Genomic DNA, 18,872 nt, shown 5'->3' with positions numbered 1-18,872 from the left:
AGCGGCCGCGCCGCCGCAGCGAGTTCGGCGACGGTCTGGCGCTCCATGACGTCGCGCGGGCTGATCAGCCAACCGCGCTTGCGCGCGCCGGCGACCACCTTCAGGCCCAGGATGGAATCGCCGCCCAGCTCGAAGAAGTTGTCCTGCCGCCCGACGCGCGGCGCGCCCAGCACGGCGGACCACACGGCGGCCAGCAGTGTCTCCACCTGCCCCTGTGGCGCTTCATACGCGGCATCCGCCGCGAACTCGGGACGCGGCAGCGCCTTGCGATCGATCTTGCCATTGGCGTTCAGCGGCAAGTCCGGCAGGACCATGATGGCCGCCGGCACCATATAGTCCGGCAGGCGCGCGGCAAGCGCTTGCCTCAGCGAGGCGGCATCCGGGGCGCCGTGGCGTCCCGTGGCGACCTCGCGCGATCCATCGCGGCGTTCCGTCGAACGCGTGACGGACGCGGCCGTGCGCGGGGCAACGGCCACGTAGCCGACCAGCTGCGTCGCGCTTTGTCCCGCGTGCGCCACCACGACGGCCGCGGATACGCCGGGCTGCGCCAGCAGGCAGGCTTCCACCTCGCCCAGCTCCACGCGCAGGCCGCGTATCTTGACCTGGTGGTCCGTGCGGCCCTGGTACATGATCTGGCCGTCGGCGCGCCAGCTCGCCAGGTCGCCCGTCCGGTACAGGCGCGCCCCCGGCGGCCCGTGGGGATCGGCGACGAAACGGTCCGCCGTCAGGCCGGGCCGTCCGGCATAGCCGCGCGCCAGCCCGGCGCCGCCCAGATAGAGTTCGCCCAGCGCCCCGGGCGGCACGGGATTCAGGTCGCCGTCCAGTATCCGCGTCCGCAGGCCGGCGATGGGCCGGCCGATCGGGACCGCGCCGCTATCGCCCGCGCCGCATGTCCAATGCGTGACGTCGATGGCGGCCTCGGTGGGTCCGTACAGATTGTGCAGCGACGCCCATGGCATGTCGCGCGCCACGGCATCGCGCGCCTCGCCCGGCAGCGCCTCGCCGCTGCACAGGATGCGCCGCACGCCGCGGCAGGCGCCGCCCTGTCCGTCGGCCAGGAAAGCCTGCAGCATGGTCGGCACGAAGTGCAGCGTCGTCACGCCATGGCCGGCGATGCATGCGGCCAGCCGGGCGGGATCGCGATGGTCGCCAGGCTGGGCCATGACCAGACGCGCGCCGGTCATCAGCGGCCAGAAGAATTCCCACACCGAGACGTCGAAGCCGAAGGGGGTTTTCTGCAGCACCGCGTCGTCCGGCGCCAGGCCGTATTGCCGCTGCATCCAGGCGATGCGGTTGGCCAGCGCGCCATGCCGGTTGGCGGCGCCCTTGGGCCGTCCGGTCGAACCCGACGTATAGATCACATAGGCCAGGTTATCGGCATGCAGGCCCACGGCGGGCGCGTCCGCACGCGGCGGCCCCGCATCGCCCGCCAGGTCGAGTTGCGTCATGCCATCCGGCATGGACAGCGCGCTCGGCGCCGCGCCGCGCAGCAGCAGCAGCAGGCGGCTGCCGCAGTCTTCCAGCATGTAGGCCAGGCGTTCCGGCGGATAGTCCGGATCCACGGGCACATAGGCGGCGCCGGCCTTCAGGATGGCGAGCAGGCCAACCACCATCTCGACGGAGCGCTCCAGCATGATGGCCACCGGCACGTCCGGACCGGCGCCCAGCCCGGCCAAGCGGTGCGCCCAGGCATTGGCGCGGCCGTCCAGTTCGGCGTAGGTCAGGGCCACCTTGCCCATCTCCAGCGCGATGGCGTCGGGCGTGCGCCTGGCCTGTACGGCGAACGTCTCATGGACGGGCCGCAGGGACGGCAGCGCGGTTCCGCCGTCGCTCCAACGGTCCAGCAGGCCTTTTTCCTCGGCCAGAACGATGTCGACGTCCGCCACGCGCAGGGTTGGATGATTGACCATGTCGCCCAACACCGCCAGGAAGCGCGCGGCCAGCCGCTGACCGGTGGCGCGGGTAAACAGCGCGGTGTTGTACTCCAGGCGGCCCCGCAGGGCCTGCTCCCCTTCGTCCGCGCCGGCCCAGCCCGCTTCGTTCAGCAGGAAATCCAGCGACAGCTCGAATTTGGCGGCGCGTTCCGGCAGCGGGATGCGCGCGGCGGAAAGATCCTTCAACGCCAGTTCCGGCGCGCCGTCCGTGGCCTGCAGCCCGAACATGACCTGGAACAAGGGTTGGCGGCCAGCCTCGCGCACGGCGTGGCGCCGCTCCAGCAGCAGGTCGAGCGGAAGGTCGGCATGGTCCATGGCCGCGCGCGCATCGTCGCGCACACGGCGGCAGACCTGCTCCAGCGTGTGGCACGGGTCGATATCGGCCTTGAACACCTGCGTCTGCACGAAGAAGCCCACCATGTCGTGCGACATCGGCAGCGTGCGGGCGGCCGACGGCACGCCGACGGCATAGCGCCCCTGCCCCGCATAGCGGGCCAGCAACACCTGCCATGCGGCGAACAATACGACGAACGGCGTGCAGCGCGTCGACGCGCAATGGGCGCGCAGGGCCCGCGCCAGGTCCGGCGGCACATCGAAATAATGCGACGCACCGTCGAAGCCCGGGTCCGCCGGCCGCGCGTGATCAGCTGGCAGGGCCAGCGGCGGCGCGTCTTCGCCCAGGTGCATGTCCCAGTAATCGACGCTCGCCGCCCAGGCGCCGCGCGCGGCCTGACGCGCCTGCCACGCCGCAAAATCGGCGTACTGGCGCGTCAGCGCGGGCAGGACGATCTCGCCCGGATGCGTCAGGGCCTGGGCATACGCGCGCGCCAGATCGCGCGAGAACACCGGATTGGACCAGGCATCGGAAGCGATGTGGTGCAGGCACCACGCCAGCACGTGCGTCCGCGCATCCATGCGGATCAGGCGGGCGACAATGGGCAGGCCGGCTTCCAGGTCGAACACGTGGCCGGCGAGCGACGCCAGCAGCGCGTCGCTCGCTTCCCAGGCATCGTCGGCGGGGAGGCCGGACAGGTCATGCCATGCCAGTTCGCAGCGGCCGGCCGGATCGACGCGCTGCATCGGCACGCCATCGATTTCGCCGAAGCGGGTGCGCAGGACGGCGTGCCGCCCGACCACGGCGTCGAACGCGCGTTGCAGGGCGTCGGCGTCCAGCGGCCCGTGCAGCACGAAGGCGCGCGGCAGGCTGTAGGCCGTCGACGACGGCGCGTAGCGATGCAGGAACCATAGCTGCCGCTGCGCCAGCGACTGCGGGTTCCAGCCGTCCGCGCTGACCGCCGTGTCATCCCAGGCATCGATGCCGGCGGAGGACGGGCCGGCAAGGTCGCCGGCATCGTCCTCGTCGTCGGCCAGCAAGGCGCGCAGGAGATCCAGGCGGCTATCGGTCATGCTTGCTCCTCGATACGGTTCGCCAGGGCCGCGCGTTCCTGCGGGCTCATGTCGTCCAGGGCGACGCGGGCTTCGGCGATGCGGTCCAGCGCAGCCGCGTCGGCCGCGCGCCGCCGCAGCTCCTCGGCCAGCGCGGCGGCGGTGGGATGGTCGAATACCGCGCCGGGCGGCAACTCCACTTTCAGCGCCTTGCGCAGGCGGGTCACCAGCTTGATGACGAGCAGCGAATGCCCGCCCATCGAGAAAAAGTCGTCGTCGACGCCCAGGGCCGGGCGGTCCAGCAGCTCGGCCATGCGGCGCGCCACCACGGTTTCCAGCGCGTCGCGCGGCGTGGCGGCAAGGCCACCGCCCTGCCCGGCCGCATCGCGCGCCAAGGGCGCCAAGGGCGCCAGGGCCTGGCGATCCACTTTGCCGTTGGCCAGGCGCGGGAAGGCGGCAAGCCGCACGAAGTGCGAGGGGATCATGGGCTCCGGCAATGCATCGGCCAGGGCGCGGCGCCACGCGGCGAAGCGTGCGGCATCGTCGGAAGCCCGTGCCACCGGCGCCTCGACGGTGGCGACGACGCAGGCCGTCAATACCGCGCCCGCCGCCGACGGCGTGGCGATCACTACCGCCTGCCGTACGTCGGGCAGGGCAAGCAGGCGTGCTTCGATCTCGGCGGGTTCGATGCGATGGCCGCGGATCTTGACCTGGTGATCGGCACGTCCCGCCAGGCGGATCGCGCCATCCCGCAGCACGCAGGCAAGATCGCCCGAGCGGTACAGGCGTTGGCCGGGGCGATGCGGGTCCTCGAGGAAAGCGTCCGCGCCACGCGGGCCGATATAGCCGGCGCACAGCTGCGCGCCGCCCAGATAGACTTCGCCGATACCGCCGACCGGAGTCGGCTCCATGCCGGTATCCAGCACGTCGACGACGCAGTTGGCCAGCACCCGCGTCAGCGGCAGCATGGCGGCGCCAACCGTGTCGCCCGCGTCCGCGGCCGAAGCATTGGCGGCGCCGGACCCCGACGGCTCCTGTGCCGGCAGGGTCACCGCGTGCACCATCACGCCCACGGTCGATTCGGTCGGACCGTAATGGTTGTAGACCCGGCAGTCCGGCGCGATGCCGGCGATGCGCCGCACCAGCGCGGCGGAAGCGGCCTCGCCGCCCAGCACCACGCGCGCCGGCACGATGGCGTCCTCATGATCCAGCAGGGCTTCCAGGTGGGACGGCACGATCTTGATCCCATCGACGCGCTGCGTCGCCAGAAAACGGCGGAAAGCCGCCCCATCGCGCATGTCGTCGGGACCGGCGATCACCAGCGTGCCGCCGTTGTAGAGCGCCCCGAACAAGGCCGTATTGCCCAGATCGGCCGCGACCGTGCCCGTAAGCGCCCAACGGCGCGACTGCCCCAGGTCCATCGCGCGCGTGGCGGCCGCGACGTAATTCAGAAGCTGCCCATGCGCGATGGGCACGCCCTTGGGTTCGCCGGTGGATCCCGAGGTGAACAGCACATAGGCGACGTCGTCCAATGCCGAGGGATCGTCTGGCTGACCATCCGGCTGACCGAGCGGTTGACCATCCAGTTGCCGATCCGGCTGACCAATCCGCTGCCCTGCCCGCGGATTGCCCGGCTCGACGTCCGCATGCCCAACCGCATCGGAACCGAAGCCCAGCGCAGCCCGGGAAGCGACCGGCAGGCCGGACGCCCACGCCGCCGCGCCGGCCATCACGTCATCGCCCGCCACCAGTACGCAATCCGGCGCCGCCGCGCGCACGATGGCGGCGCAGCGCGCATCCGGCCAATCCGGCTCCATGGGCAGATAGGCCGCGCCGCAGCGCCACGCGGCCAGCATGGCCACCACCAGGACGGCATCGCGCGGCAGCCGCAATGCGACCGTGCCGCCACGCCGCGCGCCCAACCGGTGCAAGCCCCGGGCCGCCGTCGCCACCCGCCGCTCCAGGTCCGCGTAGGTCAGTGCCTGGTCCGCGTCACGCACGGCCACGGCATCCGGGCTGCGCAACGCCCAGCCCGCGATCTGGCGCGGCAGCGTTTCCGCGCCGGCATCCAGCGCTTCCCCTCGACGCGCCAGCAGCGCCTGACGCGCGGCATCGTCCAGGACACGCAAGCGCCCGATCGCCGTGTCGGGTTCACGCGCCACGTGGCCCAGCAGCGCGGCGTATTGCTCCAGCAACGCCCGCATGGCCCAGGACGGATAATGCGTCGCATGATGAGCCAATGTCAGCCGCGCATCCGCGCCGCGCATACCGACCTGCAAGGCCATGGCGAATCCGCTCGCCGGCCCGGGCATGTTGCGCGGCGACCAGGCTAGCGCGGCGTTGCCGAGCTCCGGCTCGTCGACGTATTGGAAACCCGCTTCCAGATGCGCCGCCGTCGTGGGCGCATCCACAGCCCAGTACTCCTGGGCTTCGACATGGCGAGCCAGCGTCGCGGCGAGCCGTTCGACGCAACGGCCGAACGGCTCGTCGCTTTCCCAGTCGATGGCGATGGGAAGGATCTTCTCGTAGGCGCCGACCGCGCCGGCCAGCATCTCGTAATCGCGGCGGCAATCGTGCTGCCAGCCGCCCAGGAAGCGCCAGCCCCCGACCAGCCGCCCCAGCGCACTCCACCAGGCGGCCTGCATCACCACGGGCAGCGCGACATTCATCCGATCGGCGGCCGCACGCAGTGCAGACACGACGTCCGCGCCCAGGTCCATAGCCACCCGCAGGCCGTCCGCGGGGGGCCTGGCCGCCTCGTCATCGGCGTGCGCCGGGACCGAGAGTGACTCGCCCTCGCCATCCGCGGGCGACAGGACTGCTTTGTCGTCGCCGTCGCTCGCGGGCGCCACCCCCGCCCGCCCCGCCCCGAGGCGAGTCGGCAATGCCGGTCCGGGCGTGTCCGCATGCGGCGCGAGGTAGCGCGTCCAGTAGGCCCGCGCGGCCGGTGCATCGGCGTCCTCGTCCAGTTCGCGCCGCCACTCGATGTATTCGGCATAGGCGAACGGCAATTCGTCGCCGGCGTCCGCGCCGGACGCCGCGTAGCAACGCGCAAGGTCGCGCAGCAGGATACGCATGGACGCGTCATCGGCCGCCAGCGCGGGCACCGCGATGGCGAGCAAGGCGCGATCCGGAGCCATGTGCCATAGCGCCGCACGCGGCTGCGATGCATCGGCAGCCCAGGTCGCGATGGGCGATGCTGAGGCAGCGTCGGCCTGATCCCGGACTTCCCATCGCCATCCCTGCCCGGCCTCCGGCAGCACACGCGGGCCCCGATAGCCCGGCACGCGCCCATAGCCGTGCCGCAGGCTGTCATGGCGCGCGGCAACGTCATCGAGCGCCTTGCGCAGCCGCGCCGTGTCCAGCCGTCCCGTCAGTTCCACCAGCGCCACTCGCGCGCGCCGCGCCTCGCCCGCCGCCACGATGGCGCGCTGCTCTGGACTCGGTGGCAGGTGATCGACAACCATGGCCAACCCCGTGGCTGCCCCCGCGGCCAATCCTTGCGGTCCCGCTTCCGGCATGTGCATGTCCATACGCCTCAACCCTGCTCGCGCGCCAGCGCGCCGCGATCGAACATCGCCCCCATCGCCACCACGACCTTGCGCGGCTCCTCATAGGGATCGCGCGCATGCGCGGCCAGCATGTTGTCCAGCATCACGACATCGCCCCGCGCCCAGTCGAAGCGCACCGCGCAGGCCTCGTAGGTCCTGCCGATCTCGTCCATCATCCATTCCGGTATCGCGCCGCCGTCGCCGAAATACACCTGCCGGGGCATGCGGTCCTCGCCGGCGATACTGAGCAGGTCCGCCCGCACGTCCGGCTCCAGGCAATGGATGTGATGCAGCTGGACCTGGTTGAAGAACACACGTTCGCCCGTCTCCGGATGCGTGATCACCGCCGGGCAGCGCGTGCGCGTCTGCAAGGTGTTGCCGTCCAGCCAGCGGAACCCCGTGCCGGCGCGGCGCAGGGTGGATTCCACCGCGTCGCGGTCGTCCGTGCCGAAGAAGCGCTGCCAGCTGACATCCAGCCGCTCCGTGAAGGTGCGGACATACAGCAGGCCCCGTTGCTCAAATGCCTGCACGATCTCCGCCGGCAGGCAGCGCAGCATCTCGCGGCAGTCGACGATGGGCGTGGCGCCGCCGACACGTGAAGGCAGCTCGCAGAAGAACAGCTGCCTGCGGGGCCAGCGCTCCAGGTGCGCGCTTTCGTTGTGGTACAGGATCATCTGCTTTTCCGGATAGGGCGTGGACCGGTAGGTATTGCGGCCGCCCTCCTTCTTCGGCAGGTCGCCGTAGTCGCCGTAAAGCGCCGGTTCGATCGCCTCGGCGAAGGCCTCGAACTGCTGCGGCGTGCGCAGGGCGAAGTTGCGGAACAGGATGCCGCCGTGTCGGTTCAGCAGGGCTTCGAGCTGTTCGCGCATGGACGCCGCCCAGGAAATCGGATCCAGGCCGCTGTCCAGGGCTTCGATCACCAGGGGAAAGGGCCGCGCGGACGACAGCGGGGCCATGCGTATCGGCGTCGCGCGGACGGGCGCGGCGGCGGCACGATCGCCGGCCGTCGCCGCGCGTCGCGCCGACAGGCGGTCCAGCTTGCCGCGCATGGCGGCGCCGGCGGCCTGGGTGGCGGCGGGTGCGGCGGCGCCGGTAGGCGCGGTGACGGATGAGGTCGCCGATACGGCGGGCGCAAGCGTAGGCGGCGTGGTGGCACGCATGGCGGACTCCGGTGAGAAAGGGATCTCGGCGGCGGTCGGTATCTCCGCAACGGACGGTATTTCCGCAACGGACGGGATCTCCGCAACGGTCGAGATCTCGGCAACGGACGGGATGTCGGCCACGGACCAGGACCGGCCGTCGTCCGCGGCGACCCGGTGCAGCACGTCCGCCCAGATCGTCGCCATGCCTTCCACCGCCGCCGCATCGAACAGCGCGGTGGCATAGGTCCATTCGACCTCCAGCCCCTGCGCGTGCTCGTGCACGAACACCGCGAGGTCGAAGCGCGCGTGCGTGGTCGGCAGCGCGGCGGGGCGGACAACGACGTCCTGCAGGTCCGCGGCCGGACGCGGCGTGTTCTGCATCACGAACAGCACCTGCACCAGGGGATTGCGGCCACGGTCGCGCGGCGCGCCGGCCACGTCGACGATACGGTCGAAGGGCGCGTCCTGGTGCGCCAGCGCGTCCAGCACGGTGGCGCGCGTGCGCGCCAGCCATTCCTCGAAAGGCGCCGACCGCGACGCGCGTGACCGGATCGGCAGCACATTGACGAAGAAACCGATCAGCGGCGCCAAGGCGGGATCGTCGCGGCCGGCGGCGTCCGTGCCGACGACGATGTCGTCCTGTCCGATCTGCCGATGCATGGTCATCAGGAAGACCGTCATCAGCACCTGGAACGGCGTCGCGTCATGGCGCCGCGCCAGGTCGGCCAGGCGGCGGTTCACGCTGCCGGGGATCATCTGCCGCAGCGTGCTGGCCGCCATGGCGCCTTCCCGCGCCTGGCGCGGCCGTGCGGGCGACGACAGCATGGGAGCTTGCGCCAGGGTGGTCCGCCAATACGCAAGCGTATCCCGCCAGGCCCCGCCCGCTTCGGCGCGGGCCGCCCGCATGGCGTAATCGCCGTACTGCATGGGCAACGCCGGCAGTTCGTGGCCCGCGTAATGCGCGCGGAACTCGTCGATGAATATGCCCGCCGACCAGCCGTCGAACACGATGTGATGCACGGCCATCAGGAGCAGATGGCGCCGCGCGTCCAGGCGCAGCAGGCAGGCTCGCAGCAAGGGACCGGCGGACAGGTCGAAGGGGTCGTCCGCGTATCCGCGCGCGATACGCGCGGCGGCGGCGTCGCTATCCGCCCCGGCGGACAGGTCCACCAGAGGCACTTCCACATGCGGCACGCCCCCATGCGCGGCGGCAAGCATGGCGGCGTGGGGCTCGCCGTCATCGTCTTCCGGATACGCCGTCCGGAGCACGGCATGGCGCGTGACGATCGCCTTGATCGCGTTTTCCACGCGGCCGGCGTCGAGCGCGCCGTCCAGATGGAACGCCACGCCCAGGTTGTAGCGGGCGCGCGCCGCCGGCGCCGCGGCCATGCGGTCGAGCAGCCACAGGCGGCGCTGCACCGGCGCCAACGCGTGCGCCGGGCCCGCGGCCGACGCATCAGCCGCGTCAGCCGTATCGGCCACGCCTTCCGCATCAGCCACACCGGCCGCGCAAGCATGCGCGGACGCCCGCCCGGCATCCTCCTCCCGGCTTGCCGCCCGCGCCACGCACACCCTGTCGATATACGACGCGCACTCCGCCAGCTCGGGATGCGCGAACACTTCGCGCACGCCGATGGCGATCTCCCAGCGCGTCCGGATGGCCGCCGCCACGCTCGCCGCCGTCAGCGAACTGCCGCCCAGCTCGAAGAAGCGCGCATTCCTGTCCGCGACCTCCCGTCCCAGCGCGTCCGACCAGATCGCCGCCAGCGCGGCTTCCGTGCCCGCCGCCGGCGGCAGGGCCGCGGCTTCGCCCGCTTCACCCAGCACAAAGCGCCCGTTTTCGTGGATGGCATAGGCATGCAGCGTTCCGCTGCGCCAATCCGCGCGCGTGGCCGCGCGCCGCAGCTTGCCGCTGGACGTCTTGGGCAGCGTGCCGGGCTCCAGCAGCACCGCCACCGCCAAGGGCTCGCCGCAGGCCAGCGCGACGGCGCGTCCCAAGGCGCGCACCAGCGTGGCGGGCGTATGCCGCTTGCGCTGCAGCGGCGCGATCTCCGCCGCCAGGCCGATGCCCTCGCCGTCCGGCGTGTCCACCGCGAAGGCGGCGACGCGGCCCTTGCGGGCCTGGGCCACTTCCGCCTCCACGACGGCTTCGATGTCCTGCGGGTAGACATTGCGCCCGCGCACGATGATCAGGTCCTTGATGCGCCCATTGACGTACAGTTCGCCGCCGTGCACGAATCCCAGGTCGCCGGTGCGCAGCCACGTCGCGCCGTCATGCTCCGCCAGCGACCGCTGCGTCGCCTCGGCCTTGTCCCAATACCCCCCGGCGATGCTGGGACCGGACGTCCAGACCTCGCCCTGCATGCCGTCGGGCAAGCGCCGCGACGATGCGGGATCGACGATGGCGACGCGATGGCCCGGCGCCGGCGCCCCGCAGGCGACCAGCCTCCGCCCCCGCTCGGCCGGGCGTGCCCGTCCGGCAGCCAGGGCTTCCTCATCGAACACCGTGCAGACCGGCGGCTTCGTGTGATCGCCGCCCGTCACGAACAGCGTGGCCTCGGCCAGCCCGTAGCAGGGATAAAGCGCCGCCGCCGGCAGCCGGGCCTCCGCGCACAGCCGCGCGAACGCCTCCAGGGTGTCGGGATTCACGGGCTCCGCGCCGGAAAACGCGATCCGCCAGCTCGACAGGTCCAGGCCGCGCACCTGCTCCGGCCGGATGCGCTCGACGCAAAGCCGATACGCAAAGTCCGGCCCGCCGCTGAAGTTCCCGCGGTGGCGCGCGATCGCCTCCAGCCAGCGCAGGGGCCGCTCCAGGAAATACTTAGGCGACATCAGCACCACGCGCGTGCCCAGGTACAGCCCTTCCAGCACGCCGCCGATCAGGCCCATGTCGTGATAAAGCGGCAGCCATGACACGCAGACGTCGGTTTCCCGCGTGCCCATGCCCCGGTGCATGGCCAATGCATTGGCCATCAAATTGGCGTGGCTGACCATGACGCCCTTGGGGTCCGCGGTCGATCCGGACGTGTATTGCAGGAAGGCGATATCGCGCGGATCCGCAGGCGGCAGCGCATCGGGCACACCGCAAGCAGCCGCCGCGTCCCGGACATCGACCTCATCGGTTGCATCCACCCCATTGACAGCGTCCACCGCAAGCAGCGGCACGCCGTCGAACCAGGCCAGCGCTTCGGCCAGTCCCCGCGCGACTTGCGTGGTCGTCAACACGCAACCTGCCTGGCAATCGCGCGTCATCACCCGCAGGCGCCGCAGTTCCTGCTCGCGCGCCGGATCGGGCGGGAACGCCGGCACGGCGATCATGCCTGCGTAGAGGCAGGCAAAGAAGGCCACCACATAATGCTGGTCGTTATCCAGCATCAGCAACGCACGGCTACCCTTCGGCAGACGCGACTTCAGCGTCGCCGCCAGCGCGCGCGCTGCCCAGTCCAGTTCGGCGTACGTCAGGGACAGCGATCCGCCGCCATCCTCGACGATCAGCGCGATGGCATCGCCGCGCGCGCTCGCATGGGCGCGCAGCCGGGCATCGATGGTGGCGGCCGCGGTGATGGCGCCGCTCATGCCGCCGCCGCGTCGTTGAACATCGCGGTGCCATGCGGTTGGGCCATGGCCACCACGACCTTGCGTTCGCCGCGGTACGGCGTGCGCGCATGCGCCGCCAGCATGTTGTCCAGCATCAGCACATCCCCTTCACGCCAGGGAAACATCACCGTCTCGGCGGCCAGGGCCTGGCGTATTTCGTCGAACACGCCATCGGCGATGGCCGACCCGTCGGCGTAGTACACGTTGCGCGGCATCCGGTCCGCGCCGAGCAGGTCTTCCAGCGATTCGCGCACGTCCGGATCCAGCGCCGACACATGGAACAGATGCGCCTGGTTGAACCAGACCATCTCGCCGGTATGCGGATGGCGCTCCACGCCCTGGCAGCGCTGGCGGGTGCGCAGGCCGTCGTCCGCCAGCCATTCCCACTCGATGCCGGCGCGCCTGCAATACGCTTCGACGCGCGCGCGCTCATCGGTGTTGAACACCTGCTGCCACGGCACGTCGAACTCGCCGAAATGGCGCACGTACATCAGCCCTTGCGCGAAGCGCTCGCGTATGGCGGGTGCGATGCGCCGGTAGATCGCCCGGCTGTCGGCGATGGGCGTCTCGCCGCCCGACTGCGCGGCCTTCACGCAGTGGAACCAGATCTTCATCGGCCACTCGCGCGTATAGGCCTGCTCGTTGTGCAGCGGGATATGCTGGTGAGCCGGATATTCGGTGCTGGTATAGATGCCCGACGACACCGCGCTGCGCGGCGTCGACGCGAATTCGTAGGCGAGCAGCGGATGGCCGAAGGCCGCCGCGAAGGCCTTGAACGCCTCCACCGACTCGACCTGGAATCCGCGCATCAGCACGCCGCCGGTACGCGCCAGCGCGGCGTCGATATGGGCGCGCAGCTCCGGCAGCGCCTGCTGCAGGGACTGGCCCGCATACCGTGGCGACAATACCGCCGGCAATCCGGCGCCTGCAGCGCCCTTACCTTCGTCTCGTTCCATTGATGGGCTCGCTTCAAGCCAGCGCGACCGACCCGCGGCGCGCCTGTTCCGCCAAGGGCCGCAGTGCGCGGTCCAGCAGCGCCAGGACTTCCTCTTCGCGATGCTTGATGAAGAAATGCCCGCCGTCGAACCAGACCTGGCGCACGCCGGCCTGTGTTTCCTCGTGCCATGCATCGATGGCCGCCGGCGCGATGTCATCGTCACGTCCGGCCAGCACCAGCAGCGGCACCGCCAGGCGCGGGCCCGGCGCATACCGGTACGCGCGGCACATGGCGTAGTCGGCCGCCAGCGTATCCAGCGCGAAGCGGCGCAGCCCGCGGCTGCCCAGCACGGCATCCGGCGTTCCGCCCTGCTTGCGCAGATCGTTGACCAGCGCCTGATCGTTATCCAAGCCGTCGAAGCGCGAGAGATCGCGATGCGCGGGTGCGGGGCTGCCCGACACGATCAGCAGGCGCGGCGCTTCGCCCCCTGCCCGTGCGATCCGCGCGGCCATGTGATAGGCCAGCAAGGCCCCCATGCTGTGTCCGAACAGCACGTACGGACCCGCCATGTCCGGCGCATGTTCGTCGACCAGCCGCGCGGCCAGCGCGTCGACGTCCGTCGCATAAGGCTCGTCCATCCGCACGCCGCGGCCGGGCAGCTCCACCGGCACGATGCGCAGCCAGGGCTCGACCCGGCGGCGCCAGCGCAGGTACATCGTGGCGCTGGCGCCCGCGCACGGCAGGCACAACAGGGAGACCGCCGGCGACATCATTCCACCGCCGGTGCGTGTTCATCCATGAAGCGGCGCAGCGACAGCGGCCGCATGTCGGTCCAGACCTGCTCGACATATGCCAGACACGTCTGCTTGTCACCCTGTATGCCGGTATCGCGCCAGCCGGCCGGGACGGCCTTGAAATCGGGCCACAACGAATACTGTTCCTCGTCGTTGACCAGCACCCGCAGAATTGCGCCTTCACGATCGAAGCAACTCATGATTCATTCCGTCCGTGTCGATAGTCGGGGGCGAGCGAAGCCTGTCGATAAACAGGATTAGCTCTCATTTCCGTTGACGAACGACGGCGCATGGAATTTACGGTCGAATGTGGAAACCCGTTATGAAAAGTAATTGATAAGCGTTATCATTAAACAGTTCCATCAACCGACCCTCTTCCGGAGACACCTTCCATGTCTGGCGACGAGCTGAGCGTGCATCAAAGAACGGAAGCGCTTTACTCCCAGCATCAGCCCTGGCTGGCGGGCTGGCTCCGCCACCGCATGGGCGGCGAGGAAGCCGCCATCGACCTGGCGCAGGACACGTTCGTGCGCATCCTGGCGGCCCGCGAGCTGCCGGCCTTGACCGAGCCGCGCGCCTTCCTGGCCACCGTGGCCCGACGCCTGCTGGCCAACCATTACCGCCGCAACGCCATCGAGCGCGCCTACCTGGATGCCCTGGCCCTGGTGCCGGAGCAGTACGCGCCCGATCCGGAACAGCGCAAGCTGGTGCTGGAACAGCTCTATGCCATCGACGCCGCGCTGGACGCCCTGCCCGGCAAGGTGCGGGAAGCCTTCCTGCTGGCGCAGCTGGAAGGCCTGAAACACGAAGAGATCGCGCGGCGCCTGGGCGTGACCCCGCGCACCGTCGGCAACTACATGGTGCGTGCCGTGCAGGCATGCTTTTTCCTGCAAGAGACGGCGCAATGACCCGGGGCACCGGGCAGCGCGCCATGTACGCGGGCGGCATTCCGCTGGAGCCGCGCGTCGCCGAAGAAGCCGCGCGATGGTATGTGCTGTTTTCCTCCGGCCAGGCCACCGCCAAGGATCGCGAGGCCTGGATCGCCTGGTGCGCGGCCGATGCCGATCACCAGCGGGCCTGGGCGCAACTGGCCCATGCCGACGACCGCATGAACGCCATCCGCAACCGGCCGGCCTACGAGGCCCTGAGCCGCGCGCGGCGCAAGAGCACGCGCCGCCGCCTGCTGCGCGGCGCCGCCGGACTGCTGGTCCTGGGCGCGCCCGCCGTCTGGCTGATGGACCGCATGCGCTTCCTGCGCATCTCGCCCGACTACGCCGCCGCCATCGGCGCGCGCCGCGAAGTCGTCCTGCGCGACGACAGCCGCATCATGCTCAATAGCGGCAGCGGCATCGACGTGAATTTCAGCGATGCCGGGCGCATCGTCACGCTGCGCCAGGGCGAAGCCTATTTCACCACCGGCCATGCGCCGGCCTATGCCCGCCTGCCCTTCCAGGTCCGCACCGCGGCCGGCGTGGTGCGCGCGCTGGGCACCCGCTTCAACATCCGGCTCGACGACGATCACGCCACCGTGGCGGTCTACGAAGGGCAGGTCAGCCTGCATCCGGGCAATGGCAGCGAACCGGGCTACCTGGCGGCCGGCCACCAGGCCACCCTGTTTCGCGGCGGCCTGGGCTCGGTGCGCCCCATCGCCGCCGGCACCGACGCCTGGCTGCAGGGGCGCATCGCCGCCGACAACATCAGCCTGGCGGACTTCCTGGCGGAACTCAGCCGCTATCGCCGCGGCTACATCACCTGTGACGACGCCGCCGGGCGCATGCGCCTGTCGGGCCTCTTTCCCACGGACGACACCGACCGCGTGCTGGAGGCGATCGGCGGCCTGCTGCCGATCGCCATCACGCACCGTACGCCGTACTGGGTGGACGTCTCCGCGCGCCGCGCCGCCTGAACCAGGGCCGCGGCCGGCCAGCCGTCCGCCGCTCTCCCGTCACATCCCTACCGAGGCAGTCTCCCCAAAAAACTTCGTCCAGCGCTTTCCGGTTTGCACATGCTCGCGTGTCCTCTATGCACGGACGGCCTGAAGACGGGCCGACAACGGAATTCCACGTCATGACGAGGAGAGGCGATGCACCGTCTTGCTATGGGCAATCCTGGCGGCATACCGCGCGGGGCTGGATCGTGACCGCCAGCCTGGTGGCGGGCCTGGGCGGCTTCTGGCCGGACCTGGCCGGACGCGCGCACGCGCAGCCTGTCCAGTCCAACGGCAATGCCGCGGCGCGACCCGCCGCGTCCACACACCCCGGCCTGCGTTTCGACATCGCCTCCGACCGCCTCGCGCGCGTCGTGCAAGCCATCGCGAGCCAGGCCGGCGTGCTGCTGTACTTCGATCCATCGTTGGTGGGCGACGCGGCCAGCGATGGCCTGCACGGCCGCTACACGCTGGACCAGGCCTTCGCCGCGGTGCTGTCGGACCGCGGCCTGGAAGCCCGCCAGGACCGCGCCGGCAGCTATCACATCGTGCGTCTGCCGGCGACCGACTCGGCCGTGCTGCCGACCGTGCAGGTGCAGGCCCGGCCGATCGTCGACAACGCCGACAGCCTGGTTGCCCGCGAGACCACCACCGGCACCAAGACCGACACCGACCTGTTGGCCAACCCGCAATCGGTCTCGGTGATCACCCAGCGCGACATGCAGGCGCGCAATGCCGGGTCGGTGGTGCAGGCGCTGCAATACACGCCCGGGGTGCAGATCAACAACTACGGCGGCAACGAAATCCGCAACGATTGGATCGTGCTGCGCGGCTTCGACGCCAAGCTGACCGGCGACTACCGCGATGGCCTCAGCCAGATGCCATACGACCAGATACGGCCGCGCCTGCCCACCTATGCGCTGGAAAGCATCGAGGTCCTGCGCGGTCCGTCGTCGTCGCTGTACGGACAGGTGTCCGCCGGCGGCCTGGTCAACCGCACCACCAAGCGGCCGCCCGACCAGCCCGTGCGCGAAGTCGCGGTCGAACTGGGTTCCTACGATCACCGCCAGGCCTACCTGGACCTGGGCGGCCCCATCGACGCGCAGGGCTCTTCCCTGTACCGCTTGACGGCCACGGGCCGCGAAGCCGGCACGCAGGACGAATACAGCAGCGGCCACCGCTATCGCGACAACCTGGCCTACGTCGCACCGGCCTACACCTGGCGCTCCGCCGATACATCGTTCACGCTGCTGCTGCATTACCAGCACGACCGCAACGACGGCGAATCGCGCAGCTACTATCCCTGGCGCACGCTGGTGGGCGACTACGCCTACGACGGCTACGACCGCGACGTCGCCAGCGCCGGCTACCAGTTCGAACACCGTTTCAACCGGACCTGGACCGCGCGCCAGAACCTGCGGTACCAGCATGGCGACATGACGCTGCGCAACCTGTATCCGCTGGCATTGCAGCCCGATGGCCGGACCTTGTCGCGCTATCTGGTCGACGCGCGCGAAGCCATGCACGGCCTGGCGCTGGACAACCAGCTGGAAGGCCGCTTCGACGACGGCCTGGGCGCGAACCACACCCTGCTGCTCGGCATCGACTTCCGCCGCCTGGAAGGCTGGCAAACCTACAAGCAGGGTCCCGCGCCGGATCTCGACCTGGACGACCCGGTGTATGGCCTGCACCTGCCGGTGCCCGGCACGCTGTCCACCTTCCTGGACGTCAAGCAGACCAGCACGCAATGGGGCCTGTACGCCCAGGACCAGATACGCCGCGGCGACTGGACGCTGACCTTGTCGGGACGACACGACCGCTACGACGACCAGACCGTCGATCATCTCGTATCGGCCCGCACGACGCAGCGCGACAACGCCTTCAGCGGACGCGCGGGCCTGGCCTACGAGATCATGCCGGGCGTGTCGCCCTACGTCAGCTACGCCACGTCCTTCATGCCGCAGCCGGGTGTCGATTACGCCGGTACGCCGTTCACCCCGGCCAAGGCGCGGCAGTACGAGGCCGGACTCAAGATCCAGCCGCCCGACGCCGACGCGCTCTACACCATCGCGGTATTCGACCTGCGCCAGCACGACAGCCTGACGCCCGATCCGCTGCACGACGGCTTCAATGTTCAGGCGGGCGAAATCCGCTCGCGCGGCCTGGAACTGCAGGCCAAGGCCACCCTGGCGCGAACCTGGGACATCCTGGCCGCCTACACGTACAACGACGTCACCAATCTGCGCAGCAACGACGGCGGCCAGGGCAAGACGCCCATCGTCACGCCGCGGCACATGGCATCGCTGTGGCTGCAGCACCGTTTTACCGAAGGCTATGCCCAGGGCTGGCGCGCCGCGCTGGGCGTGCGCTATGTCGGCACGACCTGGATCGACGTCCAGAACACGATGAAAAACGCGCCCGCGACGACGCTCGACGCATCGCTGGGCTACGAGACCGGCGCATGGCGGTTCTCCGTCGATGCGACCAATCTGACGAACAAGGAGACGGTGGTCTGTCGCAACGACCGGCTCAACTGCCGATACGGCATAGACAGGACGGTCATGGCCACCGCGGCCTACCGCTTCTGACGCCACGGTATCGCGAGCCGGCATCCCGAGCGTATCCGCAAGGAGCATCCATGCAGAAAGAGACCCCGGCCGCCGAATCGCTGGCGGCGCTGTACATGATCCATCAGCCCAAGCTGCAGCGCACCGCCCTGCGCATCCTGGGTTCGGTGGAATTGGCCGACGACGTCGTGCAGGACACCTACCTGAAATTGCTGGAAGGGCCGCCGCTGGCGACCATACGCGAGCCCGTGGCCTACCTGTTCCAGACCGTGCGCCACCTGGCCATCGACTACCACCGCCGCCGTGCCCTGGAATACCGCCTCTTCACCGAAGAGGAGGACGGCGAGCACGTCATGGCCGCCAATGGCGCGGACGACCTCGCCATCAGCCAGCAGGCACTGGCCATGGCCAACGCCGCGCTGGCCGGCCTGTCGGCGCGCACGCGCCGCGCCTTCGAGCTGTACCGCATCGAAGGCCATACCCAGCGCGACATCGCGCGCGACCTGGGCGTATCCACCACGCTGGTCAACTTCATGATCCGCGATGCGCATGTGGCCTTGACGCCATGCCGGGACTGCCTGCTGCCCGATTGAACGTCACGGAACAGAGGTCACGGATCAGGCGTCACACGGTCATGGCGGGACATCTGTTAACGTTGCTGGTGCGCCGCCGCGGCGCGCCAACCATTGAGGTATCGCCATGCAACGCAATTTCGATCTGGTCGTTTCCATCCTGGGCGCTTTCCGGGACGCAGAAGCCGCCGTCCTGAGCGGACGCGACGTGACGGCTGCCGTGCAGGAGCTCGATATCGACGGCGCCACGCCCGACACGGTCGTCCACCACCTGGAGCTGCTGGCCGACGCCGGCCTGGCCAAGAAGCTGACCGAAAGCACCGTCGGTCCGGACGCCATGTGGCGCATCACCTGGAAGGGCTACGACGCGCTGGAACAGGATGAAGAAGACGAGGATGAGGACGACGACGATCTGGACCTGGACGACTGATCCTCCCGGCCCGGCACGCAAGGTAAAAAGCCCAC

The 18,872-nt window shown here is 70.1% G+C and carries 10 protein-coding genes and 2 pseudogenes; 5 read left to right on the top strand and 7 right to left on the bottom strand.

Translation table 11 applies throughout. The features are described 5' to 3' along the window. Positions 1-11: 11 nt before the first annotated feature. The 7 genes and pseudogenes from CAL26_RS28890 to CAL26_RS11105 all read right to left on the bottom strand — a co-directional run. Positions 12-1,886 (bottom strand): annotated as a pseudogene (locus CAL26_RS28890) (amino acid adenylation domain-containing protein); the annotation flags it as partial. Beyond that, positions 1,860-3,341, bottom strand: a pseudogene (locus CAL26_RS28885) (condensation domain-containing protein); the annotation flags it as partial. The pseudogenes CAL26_RS28890 and CAL26_RS28885, both read right to left, overlap by 27 nt. Beyond that, positions 3,338-6,787, bottom strand: a complete 3,450-nt coding sequence (locus CAL26_RS11125; protein ID WP_179283324.1) for an amino acid adenylation domain-containing protein — start codon at positions 6,785-6,787, stop codon at positions 3,338-3,340. The gene CAL26_RS11125 and the pseudogene CAL26_RS28885, both read right to left, overlap by 4 nt. 71 nt (positions 6,788-6,858) lie before the next feature. After that, entirely contained in the window at positions 6,859-11,589 is a 4,731-nt protein-coding gene (locus CAL26_RS11120) for a condensation domain-containing protein (RefSeq protein ID WP_094846905.1), read from the bottom strand. Further along, positions 11,586-12,566 (bottom strand): TauD/TfdA family dioxygenase, encoded by a 981-nt coding sequence (locus CAL26_RS11115; RefSeq protein WP_094846904.1) that lies wholly within the window; start codon positions 12,564-12,566, stop codon positions 11,586-11,588. Before CAL26_RS11115 ends, CAL26_RS11120 begins: the two co-directional genes overlap by 4 nt. 13 nt (positions 12,567-12,579) lie before the next feature. After that, positions 12,580-13,320, bottom strand: coding sequence for a thioesterase II family protein (locus CAL26_RS11110; protein ID WP_094846903.1), 741 nt, complete (start codon positions 13,318-13,320; stop codon positions 12,580-12,582). Further along, positions 13,317-13,541 carry an MbtH family protein gene (locus CAL26_RS11105; protein WP_094846902.1) on the bottom strand — a complete coding sequence of 75 codons (225 nt, stop codon included), beginning with the start codon at positions 13,539-13,541 and terminating at the stop codon, positions 13,317-13,319. The genes CAL26_RS11110 and CAL26_RS11105 overlap by 4 nt, the downstream gene beginning before the upstream one ends. A gap of 192 nt (positions 13,542-13,733) precedes the next feature. Between CAL26_RS11105 and CAL26_RS11100 the strand changes: the two genes are divergently transcribed. The 5 genes from CAL26_RS11100 (at position 13,734) to CAL26_RS11080 (ending at position 18,837) form a co-directional block, all read left to right on the top strand. After that, entirely contained in the window at positions 13,734-14,249 is a 516-nt protein-coding gene (locus tag CAL26_RS11100; RefSeq protein WP_094846901.1) for a sigma-70 family RNA polymerase sigma factor, read from the top strand. After that, a complete protein-coding gene (locus tag CAL26_RS11095; protein WP_094846900.1) occupies positions 14,246-15,247 on the top strand; it encodes a FecR family protein in 1,002 nt (333 codons plus the stop codon). The genes CAL26_RS11100 and CAL26_RS11095 overlap by 4 nt, the downstream gene beginning before the upstream one ends. Before the next feature lie 230 nt (positions 15,248-15,477). Then, on the top strand, positions 15,478-17,856 hold the full coding sequence (locus tag CAL26_RS11090) for a TonB-dependent siderophore receptor (RefSeq protein ID WP_256988303.1): 2,379 nt from the start codon (positions 15,478-15,480) through the stop codon (positions 17,854-17,856). A 50-nt stretch (positions 17,857-17,906) separates the two neighbouring features. Continuing rightward, positions 17,907-18,428 carry a sigma-70 family RNA polymerase sigma factor gene (locus CAL26_RS11085; RefSeq protein WP_094846898.1) on the top strand — a complete coding sequence of 174 codons (522 nt, stop codon included), beginning with the start codon at positions 17,907-17,909 and terminating at the stop codon, positions 18,426-18,428. 106 nt (positions 18,429-18,534) lie between these two features. Then, positions 18,535-18,837 (top strand): DUF2513 domain-containing protein, encoded by a 303-nt coding sequence (locus tag CAL26_RS11080; RefSeq protein WP_094846897.1) that lies wholly within the window; start codon positions 18,535-18,537, stop codon positions 18,835-18,837. The last annotated feature ends 35 nt before the right edge of the window (positions 18,838-18,872 follow it).

Source organism: Bordetella genomosp. 9, assembly GCF_002261425.1.
GTDB lineage: Bacteria > Pseudomonadota > Gammaproteobacteria > Burkholderiales > Burkholderiaceae_B > Bordetella_C.
The sequence above is the reverse complement of the archived record's forward strand: the minus strand, read 5'-3'. Positions and strand labels throughout refer to the sequence as shown.